The organism is Thermococcus sp. LS1 (genome assembly GCF_012027395.1).
GTDB lineage: Archaea > Methanobacteriota_B > Thermococci > Thermococcales > Thermococcaceae > Thermococcus.
Genome location: NZ_SNUJ01000002.1, coordinates 489,092 through 502,967, shown reverse-complemented (window position 1 = coordinate 502,967; position 13,876 = coordinate 489,092). Strand labels below are relative to the sequence as shown.

12 protein-coding genes are annotated in these 13,876 nt (G+C 56.2%); 9 read left to right on the top strand and 3 right to left on the bottom strand.

Annotated elements, in window-relative coordinates; all coding sequences use genetic code 11:
* Positions 1-108: 108 nt before the first annotated feature.
* The 8 genes from E3E26_RS07195 to E3E26_RS07160 all read left to right on the top strand — a co-directional run bounded on the left by E3E26_RS07195 (position 109) and on the right by E3E26_RS07160 (position 9,742).
* On the top strand, positions 109-1,155 hold the full coding sequence (locus tag E3E26_RS07195) for an FAD-dependent oxidoreductase (protein ID WP_167900588.1): 1,047 nt from the start codon (positions 109-111) through the stop codon (positions 1,153-1,155).
* A gap of 35 nt (positions 1,156-1,190) precedes the next feature.
* Positions 1,191-2,201, top strand: a complete 1,011-nt coding sequence (locus E3E26_RS07190; RefSeq protein WP_167900587.1) for a deoxyhypusine synthase — start codon at positions 1,191-1,193, stop codon at positions 2,199-2,201.
* A 127-nt stretch (positions 2,202-2,328) separates the two neighbouring features.
* Positions 2,329-3,759, top strand: coding sequence for an FAD-binding oxidoreductase (locus E3E26_RS07185; protein ID WP_167900586.1), 1,431 nt, complete (start codon positions 2,329-2,331; stop codon positions 3,757-3,759).
* Positions 3,760-4,896 carry a (Fe-S)-binding protein gene (locus E3E26_RS07180; protein WP_167900585.1) on the top strand — a complete coding sequence of 379 codons (1,137 nt, stop codon included), beginning with the start codon at positions 3,760-3,762 and terminating at the stop codon, positions 4,894-4,896.
* Positions 4,893-6,656 carry an FAD-dependent oxidoreductase gene (locus tag E3E26_RS07175; protein WP_167900584.1) on the top strand — a complete coding sequence of 588 codons (1,764 nt, stop codon included), beginning with the start codon at positions 4,893-4,895 and terminating at the stop codon, positions 6,654-6,656. The genes E3E26_RS07180 and E3E26_RS07175 overlap by 4 nt, the downstream gene beginning before the upstream one ends.
* Complete coding sequence (locus tag E3E26_RS07170; RefSeq protein WP_167900583.1) at positions 6,653-7,897, top strand: NAD(P)/FAD-dependent oxidoreductase; 1,245 nt, start codon at positions 6,653-6,655, stop codon at positions 7,895-7,897. The genes E3E26_RS07175 and E3E26_RS07170 overlap by 4 nt, the downstream gene beginning before the upstream one ends.
* A complete protein-coding gene (locus E3E26_RS07165; RefSeq protein WP_167900582.1) occupies positions 7,881-8,249 on the top strand; it encodes a DUF1667 domain-containing protein in 369 nt (122 codons plus the stop codon). The genes E3E26_RS07170 and E3E26_RS07165 overlap by 17 nt, the downstream gene beginning before the upstream one ends.
* On the top strand, positions 8,246-9,742 hold the full coding sequence (locus E3E26_RS07160; protein ID WP_167900581.1) for an FGGY family carbohydrate kinase: 1,497 nt from the start codon (positions 8,246-8,248) through the stop codon (positions 9,740-9,742). The genes E3E26_RS07165 and E3E26_RS07160 overlap by 4 nt, the downstream gene beginning before the upstream one ends.
* A 12-nt stretch (positions 9,743-9,754) precedes the next feature.
* Here E3E26_RS07160 and tiaS read toward each other — a convergent pair whose 3' ends face one another.
* The gene (tiaS, locus tag E3E26_RS07155) at positions 9,755-11,035 is read right to left on the bottom strand and encodes a tRNA(Ile2) 2-agmatinylcytidine synthetase TiaS (protein WP_167900580.1); all 1,281 of its coding nucleotides are present in this window, start codon (positions 11,033-11,035) and stop codon (positions 9,755-9,757) included.
* 32 nt (positions 11,036-11,067) lie between these two features.
* The gene (locus tag E3E26_RS07150; RefSeq protein ID WP_167900579.1) at positions 11,068-11,601 is read right to left on the bottom strand and encodes a GNAT family N-acetyltransferase; all 534 of its coding nucleotides are present in this window, start codon (positions 11,599-11,601) and stop codon (positions 11,068-11,070) included.
* Positions 11,602-11,646: 45 nt separating this feature from the next.
* Between E3E26_RS07150 and E3E26_RS07145 the strand changes: the two genes are divergently transcribed.
* Complete coding sequence (locus E3E26_RS07145; RefSeq protein ID WP_167900578.1) at positions 11,647-12,603, top strand: transcriptional regulator; 957 nt, start codon at positions 11,647-11,649, stop codon at positions 12,601-12,603.
* Here the strand turns inward: E3E26_RS07145 and E3E26_RS07140 are convergent.
* A complete protein-coding gene (locus E3E26_RS07140; protein ID WP_167900577.1) occupies positions 12,596-13,846 on the bottom strand; it encodes an HD domain-containing protein in 1,251 nt (416 codons plus the stop codon). The genes E3E26_RS07145 and E3E26_RS07140 overlap by 8 nt on opposite strands.
* Positions 13,847-13,876 lie beyond the last annotated feature (30 nt).

Here is a 13,876-nt window from a genome sequence, read left to right as displayed (position 1 = left end):
TTAGGGTAACCTAATTCGTCTCATCGTCGGTGTTTCGAGAGAAAACAACTTAAGGTGCAAAACCTTCGGTTTTAGACAGACTTCTTTAAAAATTTTGGGGGTGATTGTGTGAGGTTCTACATCTGCGGGGAGAGAGAAGAAGCTAAGCCTTTTAAAATAGGGATTATCGGAGCGGGACCTGCAGGCCTGGCCGCCGCGGGTTATCTGGCGTGCAGGGGTTATGAAGTTCACGTCTATGACAAGATGCCTGAGGGCGGTGGAATGGTGGCCTTTGGCATTCCCGAGGCAAGAATTCCAATAAGGGCTGTCAGAGAGGGCGTCGAGGCTCTTGAGCGGCTGGGCGTCCACTTCCACTTCAGAACGAAGGTGGTCTATGATTCCCCAAAGGAGCTCGGCGACGAGTGGGCCGAGCACTTCGTTTCGATTGAGAAGCTTTTGAGCGAGTTCGATGCTCTCATAATAGCGACCGGTGCTTGGAAGCCGAGAAAGCTGAAGGTTCCCGGTGTTGAGCTTCCCGGAGTTTACGATGCCCTCAGCCTGCTCCACAGCATAAAGATGGCCCGCATAGGCTATTACTCCTGGGAAAGAATCCCTGACCTTAAGGGGAAGCATCTCGTAGTGATCGGAGCCGGCTACACAGCAGTTGATGTCGCCATGGAGGGTCGTCTTCTGGGTGCGGAAAAAATAACCATGGTCTACCGCCGCTCTCTCGAGCACAGCTACGCTAAGGCCGAGATAAGAAAGCTCATCGCAGAGGGCGTCGAGTTCGTAGAGCACGCGACTCCCGCCAGGATACTAGGGGAAGAGAAAGTGGAGGGCGTTGAATTCGCTAAAACAAAGATAGTCGGGGGAAACGTCGTGACGACGGACGAGCACTTTGTCATAGACGCAGACGTCGTTGCCTATGCCATCGGCCAGTTGCCCACGAGTCCAATAAAGGAAATCGTCTGCGCCAGCGAAAAGGTGCTGGAGGAGGCGGGAATATTCTTCGCCGGTGACGTCATAACTCCAAGGAACATAGGCACCGCCATAAGAGAGGGAAGAGCCGTCGCTGAGAGGATAGAGGAGTGGCTCCTGAGGAAGGCACCGCGCAGGGTCTTTCCCGTTGCTATGACCGGCAGGCTCATAGCGGAGGTCCTCAGCGGTAAGTGCTGAGCAAAGTTTATACGCCCTCCCCTGAACCCACTATCATGACCGAGCCAAAAGATATAGTCCTCAAGGAATCGGAAGAGATTGAGGGAACGCCCATCAAGGGGCCGTGGCTGGATGAAGTGAGGAGCCTTGAAGAGGTCATCGATTACTATCACCGCATAGGCTTCCAAGCAACGCACCTTGGAAGGGCCATCGAAATATGGAAAAAGGTGGAGGAAAAGCGCGCCAGCGGCGAAGCGGTCAGGGTCTTCCTCGGCTACACTTCCAACATAGTCTCTTCTGGCCTCAGAGAGCTGATAGCATGGCTAGTCAAGGAGGGCAAGGTGGACGTCATCGTAACAACGGCTGGCGGCGTTGAGGAGGACTTCATAAAGGCCCTAAAGCCATTCATTCTGGGCGACTGGTACGTCAACGACGCGGAGATGAGAGAGAAGGGCATAAACAGAATAGGCAACATCTTCGTGCCCAACGACAGGTACATTGAATTCGAGAAGTACATGATACCCTTCTTTGAACGGGTTCTTGAGATGGAAAAGGAGCGCGGGAAGCCGCTGACGGCGAGCGAGTTCATCTACGAGATGGGCCGCTTCATGGACGAAAAGCTCGGGAAGGAGAAGGAGCGTTCGATAATCTACTGGGCCTACAAGCGGAACGTCCCGATATTCTGCCCTGCTATAACCGACGGCTCAATAGGGGACATGCTCTACTTCTTCAAGGAGGAGCGCGGAGACAGGGAGCTTATCATAGACGTAGCCAACGACATCGTGAGGCTCAACAACCTGGCTGTCACGGCGAAGGAGACGGCCTCGATAATCCTTGGAGGTTCTCTGCCGAAGCATGCAATAATAAACGCCAACCTCTTCAGAGGAGGAACGGACTACGCGATATACATCACCACTGCCATCCCCTGGGACGGCTCGCTTAGCGGCGCGCCGCCGAGCGAAGGAGTGAGCTGGGGCAAGATAAGGGCAAAAGCTGATTACGTCGAGATATGGGCCGATGCGACGCTCGTCTTCCCGGTGCTGGTGTGGAAGGTTATGAGGCGTTGAGTTTTACCTTTTTGTATTGTTTGTGGACTTTATTCAAACTATTCCCTCCGGTGCGTTTTAAGATGTGTCGAATGCCCTGCAAAATACTTTTATTTGTGTATAAAGTATGTACATTCGGGGTGAAATATTGACGCTGACGTTTGATGAAGTTCTTAAACGCCCCAAACGGGGCAACATTGATGAAGCCCTTGTTGAACTCAAAAGGCTCCTTAAAGACAAAGTCTCAACGAAGCCCGCCGACCTTTTCTCGTACAGCCACGACTACTGGCTCATAACCTTCCACTGGCTTCTGAAGGGTGAAGTGCCAGCACTCCCAGACGCGGTGATCTTTCCGGAGAGCGAGGAAGACGTTGTGAACGCAGTTAGGGTGGCTCACGAAAAGGGCGTTCCTCTCTACCCCTACGGCGGCGGCTCTGGAGTTTTAGGGGCAACAGTGCCTGAGTACGGGGGCATAGTGGTTGACCTGAAGCGTCTTAGGGACCTGAGACTTTACGAAGATGACCTTATGGTCGAGGCCGGTGCTGGAGTCAACGGCTATTACATCGAGGAGTACCTCAACAGAAGGGGCTACACACTCGGCCACTTTCCACAGTCGCTCTACCCCTCAACGGTGGGCGGCTGGGTTGCCACCAAGGCTATAGGCCAGTTCTCGACCAGATACGGCGGCATCGAGGATATGGTGCTTGGCCTAAGGGCGGTAATTCCGCCTGGGAAGCTCATCGAGCTCAAACCACACCCAAGGACGGCAACGGGTCCAGACCTGCGGAAGCTCTTCGTTGGGAGCGAGGGAATATTCGGCATCATGACTAGGGTATGGCTCAAAGTCCGTCCCTACCCTGAGGAGCGCTTTTTGCTCTCCTTTGCATCGGAGAGCCTTGAGGAGGCCCTGGACTCCGTCAGGCGGATACTTCACCGCGGTGCGAGGCCGGCAGTGGTGAGGATATACGACCGCGTCGAAACGAAGAGGCACTTCTACAAATTCGAAGAGCTGTACGGAAAGATAGGGACGGTCATCATAGTCGAGGGGGACTCTAGGCTGGCAAGGGCCGAGAAGGAAATCGTCGAGAGGGAGTTCAGGGGAGTGCCTGCTGGGGAGGAACCAGTGAGGCACTGGCTCAAGACGCGGTTCAACGTGAAGGAGATATCCGAGTTCGCGCCGATCGGAGTAGTCATAGACACGATAGAGGTCGCGGTAAACTGGAGCAGGGCTGCGGAACTTTATGAGAACGTCATCAGGGCCATGAAGTCTGTCAAGGGCACGCTGATGGCTTCTGCCCACGCTTCGCACTTTTACGACCAGGGAGTCTGCTTCTACTTCACCTTTGCAGGCGTTCCCCCGAAGGGCAGAAGCGCGGAGGAGTTCTACAACGCGGTCTGGGATGCCGCAATGAGGGCCACGCTCGATAGTGGAGGCACGATAAGCCACCACCACGGAATAGGCCGTCACAGGCGCAGATGGCTCGCGGAGGAGCTGGGAGATGCCTACGAGGTGCTGAGGAAGATTAAGCTCGCGATAGATGAGAAGGATGTTATGAACCCCGGCAATATGGTGATGTGAATGCCCGGGAAGTGGGACTGGCTCAAGGACGAAATCGGCTTCTCGAACCTTCTTACAGGCGGAAGGATGATCTTCAAGGTCGTTCAGGGAAAGCTCTCAGCGGATGACCTGACCAAGTGCGCCCTCTGTTCCAACATGTGTCGCCATGCCTGTCCAGTTTCGATAGTTGAAGGGCGCGAAACGACCTCCCCTGCAGGGAAGGCGCGGATCGCGCTCATGATACGCGAGGAACGGATTGAACTGAACCTCGACAACCTGGAGCCCCTGTACACCTGCCTCGGCTGCGACCTGTGCACCCCCTACTGTCCGTTTGAGTTCTCGGTCGCCGATCTCATCCGGCCGGTGAAGGAAGAGGCCGTGAATATGGGTGTGGTGTTCGAAGAGTTCAGGGAAGTTTTTGAAAACCTCGAAACGTCAGGGGACGTCTACGGGAACACTGATTCGGGTGCGGACGGTTCGGGGAAAGTCCTCTACTTCAGGGGATGCACCGTGAGGAACGAGAGGCCGGAACTGGCCGAAAAGACCCTGACTCTCCTCGAGAAGCTCGGCTATGAAGCCTTCACCATAAGCGAGACCTGCTGCGGCCTCCCGGCGTACAACCTTGGCAATACGGAGCTGTTTAAGAAGGTCGCCAAGAGAACCGCGGAGAGGCTCAACGCCGCGGGTGCGGAGCTGATAGTCACCTCGTGCCCCTCTTGTGCCTACACCTTCCGCGTCCTCTACCCCAAATACGGGATAAAGCTCAAACCTCAGGTTCTGCACATAACGGAGCTCCTTGGTGAGGTCATCGGCGGTCTGAAGCTGAAGGCAGCTGAAGCCGTGACCTACCACAACCCCTGCAAGCTCGCGGTGCATCTCGGGCGGAGAGGGCTCCTCAAGAGCCTGCTGGAGAATGTGGAAGGGCTTGAAATCAGAGAGCCGCGCAGAGAGCTCTTCTGCTGCGGTCACGGTGGGAGTGCCGTCTCAAGGCTGAAGCCGGAGCTTGCCGAGGAAATTGCCGCGGAGAGGAGGGAGCAGCTCAGGGACGGCGCAGCCAGAGTCGTGACGGCCTGCCCGAGCTGTGAACTGGCACTCAACGGGGATGGTCTGGAGGTTATCGATATAGTCGAGTTCCTGCTGGAGAGGATGGAAGAATGAGCCTCGAATCAAAGGTTCGGAAGGCCCTTGGAAGGTTTCCGTACAGAATCACCTTCGAGATCAGGGACGGCGTGGTCTTCCTCGACGGGGAAGTGGAAGCTTACGAGGAATGGGTCAAGATCGGACTTGCAGTAGGGAGCATCAAGGGCGTTGAGGGCGTGGTGAACATGATAAAATGGAAGGACTACCCCGAGGAGGAGCTCAGGCGTAAGAAAGAGCGGAGGAGGAAGCTCTACGAGGAAAACAAGGATAGAATTATCGGCGAGTACGACGTTGTCATAATCGGGGGCGGTGTTACCGGAACGGCGATAGCGAGGGAGCTCTCAAAGTACCGGCTGAAGGTCGCCCTCCTCGAAAAGGCCACCGACGTTTCTGTGGGGGCATCAAAGGCGAACAACGGGATGATACACCCTGGCGTGGCTGCGAAGCACGGCACGCTGAAGGCCAAACTCAACGTCAGGGGAAACGCGATGTATGATGAGCTTGCCAGGGATTTGGGGGTCAAGTTCAAGCGCGTCGGAAGCCTCTGGCTGATAACCCCACGGACACTCCAGAAGTACAGGAGATACCTGCCGGGCCCGTTCTACAAATTCGTCTCGGCCTACATCCTCCCGTACATCGTGAAGCTCAAGGGCATGCTGAACGGCGTTAAGGGAATACGCATAATCAGAGGCGAGGGGATATGGAAACTGGAACCTAAGGCCACGAGGGAAGCCTGGGCTGCGGTTTACGTGCCGTCAACGGGAATACTTGACCCCTATGACCTTGTCGTCGCCCTGGCGGAAAACGCGATTGCCAACGGTGTTGAAATACACCTCGAGACAGAAGTGGTGGGCTTCATCAAGGAAGGGGAGACCATTAAGGGCGTCGTTACGAACAGGGGGACTTTTCTGGCGAGGTACGTCGTGAACGCCGCCGGCGTTTTCGCTGATGAGATAGCCGAGCTTGCCGGCTCGAGGGAGTATACCATACACCCGAGGAAGGGTGTGATCCTTCTCTTCGACAAAGAGCTTGAGGGATGGGTGAACCACTGCGTCACCGAGCTCAGGTTTCCTGCGCCGGCCCATACCAAGGGTGGTGGCATAAACCCCACCGTTCACGGAAACATCCTCTGGGGGCCGACCGCGGTCGAGGTGCCGGATAAAACCGACACGTCAGTCCATCCCGAGGAGATCGAAGAGATACTCGAGCGCTACAAGGACATATACCCGGACTTTCCGAAGCACAGGATAATCCGCTACTTTGCCGGGGTCAGGGCGCCGACCTTCACGGAGGACTTCATAATAAGGCCTGCCAAGTGGGTGAAGAACCTCCTCCACGTCGCTGGGATACAGTCTCCTGGGCTCGCGTCAGCACCTGCGATAGCGGAGTACGCCGTCGAGCAGTTGCGCTCGATGGGGCTCACTCTGGAGCTGAAGCCCGACTTCAACCCGTACAGGGAACCGATTCCTCGTGCGAGCGAGATGAGCCTTGAGGAACTCGATAGGAGGATAAAGGAAGACCCCCGCTGGGGCAACATCGTGTGCACCTGCGAGATGGTATCGGAGGCTGAAATAGTGGAGGCGATACGCCGGGGCGCGAGAACCCTTGACGCCATCAGGAGACGCACGAGGCTCGGGATGGGAACATGCCAAGGCGGTTACTGCACGCTGAAAGCGGCGGAGATACTATCAAGGGAGCTGGGAGTTCCGATTTCCCAGGTCGTCAAGGAGAACGGTGGGAGGCTCTTCAACGGCACCGTTAGGGGTGAGGGGCCGTGAAGGATGTCGTTGTGATCGGTGGAGGGCCGAGCGGGATGGCCGCGGCGGTTAAGCTCGCCGGTAAGGGCTACGATGTTGCGCTCATCGAACGAAAGGAAGAACTCGGTGGTATCCTCGACCAGTGCATCCACGACGGCTTCGGGACCAAAATATTCGGAAAGGCCCTCTCCGGACCGGAGTTTGCGGGCCACTTTATGGATGAGGTTAGCAAACTTGGCCTTGAGGTGCACCTGAACACGTACGTCAAATCCGTAAACGCCGGGGGAGACGTCAAGGAGCTTGTGACGGTGAGCCCGCGAGGTGTCGAGCGCATAAAGGCCCGCTCGATAGTGTACGCCATAGGCTGCAGGGAAAGGCACCCCTTCGAGATAAAGGTCGGTGGGACGAGGCCGGCGGGCGTTTACACGGCCGGAATGGTGCAGCGGCTCGTGAACCTCTACGGAATTCTGCCCGGGAAGAAGGTCCTCATGGTCGGCGGCGGGGACGTTGGCATGATCGTTGCCAGGCATCTTTACCTAGAAGGGGTTGAGTCTATAATGGTCGTCTTTCCGGAGGAGTTCTTCGTTGGCCTCCCGAGGAACGTCCAGCAGTGCATCCTCGACTTCAACATACCTTTCAGGCCGAGGACGGTGGTGAAGGAGATAGTGGGGAAGGAGAGGGTCGAGGGAGTAATCCTCGTGAAGGTCGACGAGAACTGGAGGCCCATACCCGGCACTGAAGAGTTCTACCCCTGCGACACGGTGATATTCTCCGTTGGCCTCGTACCCTATGCCAAGAAGATGAGGGCAATTGGGGCCGAGATAGACCCGAGAACCAGAGGGCCGGTCGTGAACGAGTTCTTCGAGACGACCGTGCGGGGGGTCTTTGCCGCCGGCAACCTCGTCCAGATATTTGACTACGTTGACGACGCCGTTGAGAGCGCTTACATCGCGGCAGACGGCGTTGAGAAGTACCTGGCGGGCGAGGGACGGCTTGATGACCCAGTACCTTTCAAGCCCGGGAGCAACGTCCGGACGCTGACGCCCCACCGGCTGGAATGGGAGGACGAGAGGCCGGTGGTTGCTTTCCTCAGGCCTGCCGTCGAAGGTCGCGCGTGGATAATCGTTAGGGACGGGAATGGAGAGATTCTGAAGAAGGAGTTCCGGCAGTATGTGAGGCCGTCGACGCTTGAGCGGATTGAGATCCCTCGGGAAGCTATCGACGGAGCGGAAGAGGTGTACATCGATGTCGCCGGAGTATGAGGTTCTCTGCATTCGGTGCCCCAAGGGGTGCAGGCTGAGGATCACGGTCGAGAGGAACGCGGTTCATGTCGTTGGCTTTGCCTGCCTTGAGGGCAAGAGATTTGGGGAGGAGGAAGTGCAGAACCCGAGGCGCATTGTCACGACGACCGTGAGGATACTCAACGCCCGCTATCCGCGCCTTCCGGTGAGAACGGCAGAACCCGTGCCCAAGGACAGGATTCGGGACGTTATAGATGCTCTCAAAGGGCTCGTTGTGGAGGCCCCGGTCAGGCGCGGTCAGGTTATCATGAAGGATGTTGCTGGAACCGGTGTTGATGTGATAGCGGAGAGGGACATGGAGGCGGTTGAATGAATTACTACCTCATCCTCGACGTTGGGACGACGAACGTCAAGGCCTACGCTTTTTCCGAGGAGGGGGAGAAGCTCCTGGAGAAGAGCATGAGAACACGGCCCGTTTATCCGGAGCCTGGCTGGGCCGAACTCGACCCCGAAGAGCTCATTGAAACGGTTAGGCGGCTCATAGACGAGGTTACTTCTTCCCTTGGGATGCCAAAAGGAATGGGCATCACCAACCAGCGGAGCTCCACCGTCGTGTGGGACGACGAGGGCGCCCTCCACAACATGATAACCTGGCAGGACACGAGGACCAAAAATATCGTGGAGGCCTTTTCCCGCGATTTCCTTGTTCGCTTTGGTAGGGCTCTCGGAAAGGTCTTCTACGGACTCTCCCGCCTCGTTCCCGGAATAGCCAGCCTACCAAAGGGAGCCTATATAATCACCCTGGCCCACGTGGGCTTCGGCACTTCCCACTCCTCGATGCACCTACGCTGGCTAATGGACAACGTCCCCGAGGTTCGGAGAGCCCTGGAACGCGGTGAAGCGAAGTTCGGCACGATAGACAGCTGGATAGCGTGGAACCTGACGGGGAAGCACGTGACGGACTACACGAACGCATCCGCGACAGGCCTCTTTGACCCATTCTACCTCAAGTGGAGCGACAACATCATGGGCATTGTTGGGATTCCTAAGAAAATCCTTCCCGGGCTCCAGCCGAACGACCTCCCTGTGGGGGAAACGGACTACGGTGTGCCCCTCCTCACGATGGTGGCAGATCAGCAGGCGGCCCTTTACCGTGCGGGCGTTGAGCCGGGGAGCGCGAAGATGACCCACGGAACAGGGACCTTCGTCGATCTGAACGTTGGAGAGAAGCCCAAACCCGCGTCGCCAGGCCTCTACCCGATGGTCGCCCTTAAAACCAGGAAAAAGACGCTCTACCTCCTTGAGGGGATAATAAACGCCTCGGGCTCGGCTATTGACTGGCTGCTGAAAGTGGGGCTCGTCGAGGACTACTCCGAGATCAGCGGTGCGTTTAAAGACCCTACCCTTCCAAGGGTGCTTTTCATACCCGCCTTCGCCGGCCTCTCGACGCCCTATCTGAGGCCTGACTTCAGGGGAGCGCTCCTCAACCTGTCGTTCAGCGTTGGAAGGGACGACGTCATCAAGGCGCTCATAGCGGGGATAGCGATGAGGGTCGCGGAGGTCATAGCCGCCATGGAATCGGGAACCCGGGTTGAGATTGGCTCCCTGACCTCCGACGGGGGCGCTTCGCAGATCGACCCGCTCCTGCAGCTGATAGCCGACTTCAGCGGGAAAAGGATCGTACGGCCGGAGGAGCTCAACGGCTCCGCGCAGGGAACCTTCATGATAGCACGCGCGGTTGCAGAGGGAAGGGATGTCCTGAGCGCGTGGAAGGAGCCCAGGGTAGAGAGGGTTTTCGAGCCGAGCGGGGAGAAGCACGAGGACTTCAGAAGGCTGTGGGAGGAGTTCATGGGGAGGCTGCTCTGAATTTCTAGTTTTCTATTCTCTCAGCCCTTCTAGTATTTTCTCCTCCCCACCTGGCAGCACTAGAGGCCTTGACAGGTGCTTCCTCGCGTCTGGCGGCACTTCGTAGATTTTCATCTCCAGCTCGCGCGGGACTTCAACCGGGATGAGCTTCTTCGGCATCTTATGGCCACAGCGCTTGCACTTGAGGTAATCACCCTTGCTCTTCATCGTCCCGCCGCACTTCGGGCACTTCGGCTTCTGGTACTCGATCCTCGGAACGAGCTTCACCGGATAGAACTTTTCGAGGTTAAGCGTCAAAACGCCCTCGTGCTCCTTAACGCCTCCAGCGGCTATGATCTCGTCACCCGGAAGAAGCTTCCTCACGTAGTTCCTGAACTTCTTGGTCGGCTCGAAGGCAGCAACGCGAATCCTTCCCGTTTCATCCTCAAGCTCAAAGAATACGTGCCTCCCGCGCTCCCAGTAGGGCTTAACCACCGTTCCCCTAACCACCGCGCTGTCGTAGAGTTTCAGCTCGCCGATTTTTTTGTATGTAAGGTGGTCGTCCGTGTTCTGGTTCGTCTTGTAGAGCTGGTAAAACGCCACTGGCTCCTCAAAGCGAACCATCTCAAAGGTCTGGAGAACCTTTCCTCTGTCAATTCCCCTGATGCCAACCAGAACGGGATCCTTGCCGTGAGGGGTTATGAGGACGCTCCTCTTGTAGGGGTCAACGTTATCGTAGGTAAAGGGATAGCTCCAGCTATCGGCCAGAAATACACTCTCCCCGTCCACTCTCCTCGGCGTTCCCCAGTTGTCGGGCTCTCTGTAAGCTAACAGCTCGTAGGTGAACCTCTCCAGCGGGTAAGCAACCGCCGCGAGCGCGCCGATTATGCCCCTCCCGACTTTGAACTTGAAGTACTCTGCCTCAACTTTCTTCGCAACCCTTTCAGCCTCCTCGATCGTAACGTGCTCCCTCAAAGCCCTCAACGAGAACTCGCGGAGCTCTTCTGGAATATCTCCTTCGAAGAACACGACACCGGGGTTAGTATTTTCGTGCTCGAAGTCGGCAAGCCGATCCACGTAGAAGAGGACGGTGTTTTTAACCTCGGTTATAAGCTCCTCATCAACTTCAAAGGTCATCGCCACCGCTCCATTGCCGCGGGTCTTGTAGGGAATGTTCGGGTTGAGCCTGATCAAGCGGGGAAGGTCTATGGGCTCCGCTATCCGGGACAGCTCGCGGTAGAGGATGGCACCGAGGTAGGTAGTGCACATGCCGTTCGGTGAGTCAGTGTCGTCGATGCCGATGTGGAGCCTCATGGTTGGAAGAAAAAGGGGAGGGGTTTAAAAAGCTAAGGCTCGCGGAAGAGCTCGTAACAGAGAACATCAACGAAGCCTTCCCCTGGGACGTACTGATGCTTCCTCCAGCGGCCGGCCAATTTGAAGCCGTTCTTTTCGAGAATCCTAATTGAAGCCCCATTGCTCTCGTAGACATGGGCATAGACTTTCCTCAGGTTGAGCCACTCAAAGGCATAGCGAACCGCCAGAGAAACGGCCTCACTGGCGTAGCCGCGGCCCCAGTATTCTTTCCCAATGAAGTAGCCTAGCTCGGCGCGTCCGTTGTGAAAGTCGATTTTGTGAAGTCCCACGAGTCCAACGAGGGAGCGCGAGGAGTTCTCGATTACCGCAAAAACCTTTTCGTGCTTCTTTTCTCTTCTCAGTGTCTCGTACCATTCGAGCTCGTCCTCGTAGAAGAATATCTCCTCCGGAAAGGAGAGGTAGCGCCTTACGTCTCTGTCGTTGTACCAGAGCCAGACATGCTTCAGGTCTTCGCGCAGAAGTATCCCGAGTGAAACAAGGTTCCCTTTAAGGATTATCGGCCTCATGCAAACACCTTAACTTTATTAAGGCCTTTCACCTATTTAAAAATGATGGACAGGGAGAGACTCATAAGAACCGTCGAGGCAATACTCAGGGGCACGGGCTACAAAACCGCAAGAATGGAGTTTAAAGGTGCGTGCTTTGATATAGTGGCGAGCAGGTTACTCTTGTTGCTCTTCATTAAAGTAGCGACCAATATAGACACTGTAACCGAAGAGCAGGCAGAAGATTTGAAGAGACTTTCCAAGTTCTTCAAGGCCTCACCGCTCATCGTCGGCCTAAGGAGCAAGAACGCCGAGCTCGAGGAGGGTGTTGTCTACGAGCGCTTCGGCATTTATGCCCTGAGGCCGGAAACCCTCTACGATGTCCTCGTCGAGAACGAATTGCCAGCGATCTTTGCCGAGCGCGGCGGCTTCTACGTTAGAATAAACGGCAGGCTTTTGAAGCACCTCCGCGAGAAGCATGGCTATTCCGTGAATGAGCTGGCTCAGCTCGTGGGAGTCTCCAGGAAGAGCCTCCTCAACTACGAGAAGGGCGAACAGGCGGTTTCCCTTGAGGTCGCGATTCGCCTTGAGGAGCTCTTCGACGAGCCCCTTGCCGAGCCCATCGACATACTCCACTCAACGGTCGAGGCCAACCTCGACGTCACACCGGAGACCCCCCTCGAAAGGGAAATCTTCGAGCAGCTCAAAGGGCTTGGACTCGGCGTCGTCAAGGTCAAGAAGGCTCCCTTCAACGCGGTTTCAAAGGAAGACGAGTTCAAGATACTCACGGGCATAGACGAGAAGAAGACCCGCTCAACGGTCAAGCGTGCAGAGATGGTTGCGGAGGTAAGCAGGATAATCAACAGCGACGGTGTCTTCATCCTGGAGGAGACCAAGACAGAAGTCGTCAAGGAGGTGCCTCTCATACCCAAGGAGAGCCTCCAAGAGGTTAGAGACGCCGACGAACTCATAGAAATGATTGAGGAGCTGAAAAGGGAGATAAAGAAGCAGCTCTTCAGCTGAAGATGACCTTTCTCCAGACTTCTCTGACTTTGTCGACGTATTCCTTCGGTGAGGCTATGAGAACGGCCCACCGGGGAGTCTGTCTTCTCTTGAGGGCATTGGCCAGGGGGGTAACTTTGGTGAGGGGCTGAAGCTCGCCGTTTCCGAGGAGCACGTTTATCTCCGTGGCCTTGAGCCTCGGCTCGCTGAGCATCAGGTCGGCTATGCTGAACTCGAGGATCACCTCGCCCTCCCTGGCACCAACGGCATCGGCCAAAGCTCTCTCTATCTCCTGCCTCCTCTTGACATTCCTGTAAGCGGTCAGGAGCTCCCTCTTCTCCTCGCTCGTCAGCTCGTCTGCACTGGCTAAAACGGCCGCCTTGTAGAGTTCCCTGTACTTTATGCGCCTGACGATTTCAGCTGGATAGCCCTCGAGGTCCTCAAGCTCCACCAGAACGCGGCAGTCAATCATCTTCCAGAAGTCCCAGAGGTGGCCTTCTTCCAGGGCAAACTCTAACGCTCTGGTCAGCATTCCCTCTGCTATCTTCACCGTGTGGTGGAAGTAAACGCGGGAGTACATGAGCGAGCGGGCAACCATCATGCCCTCGACAGCCTCGATTCCCTTCTCATCAACGACGAGTTCGCCCTCATGCACCTTCAGGACTTTCATCAGCCTCTCCAGGTCAATTATGCCGTGGGCGACGCCCGTGTAGTGAGCGTCCCTTATGAGGTAGTCCAGCTGGTCGACGTCAACATCTCCGTGGAGCATCTGTCCCAAGTAGCGCTTTTCGTGCTTTCCGAGGATGAGGTCAGCAACGTCTTTCGGCGTGAAGTCGTAGCCGTAGCTTTCTATTATCTCAGGAATACTGCCCCCGTTCTCGCTCTCCGTAATGTTTATCCTCCCGAGGATGATGTCTTGGCCGAGGCGCATGTGGTCGTGCTCTTTGACGTAGTGCTTGTAGATGCTCTCGAAAGTGTGGCTGAAGGGCCCGTGGCCGATGTCGTGGAGGAGAGCACCAACCTGGAGGAGCATGCTCTCGTCTTCGCTCAGGCCTACCTCGGCGGAGAGCCTCTTGGCTATGTTCCATGCACCTAGGGAGTGTTCGAAGCGGGAGTGATTTGCTCCTGGATAGACGAGGTAAGCTAAGCCAAGCTGTCTTATGTTCCTGAGCCTCTGGAACTCCGGAGTCTTGACGAGATCGAGGATTAAGCCGGTAAGCTTCATGCTACCATGAATGCCGTCGTGAATAATCTTTCCACTCATCCTACCACCGCTGGAAGTTTGAGAAGAGCC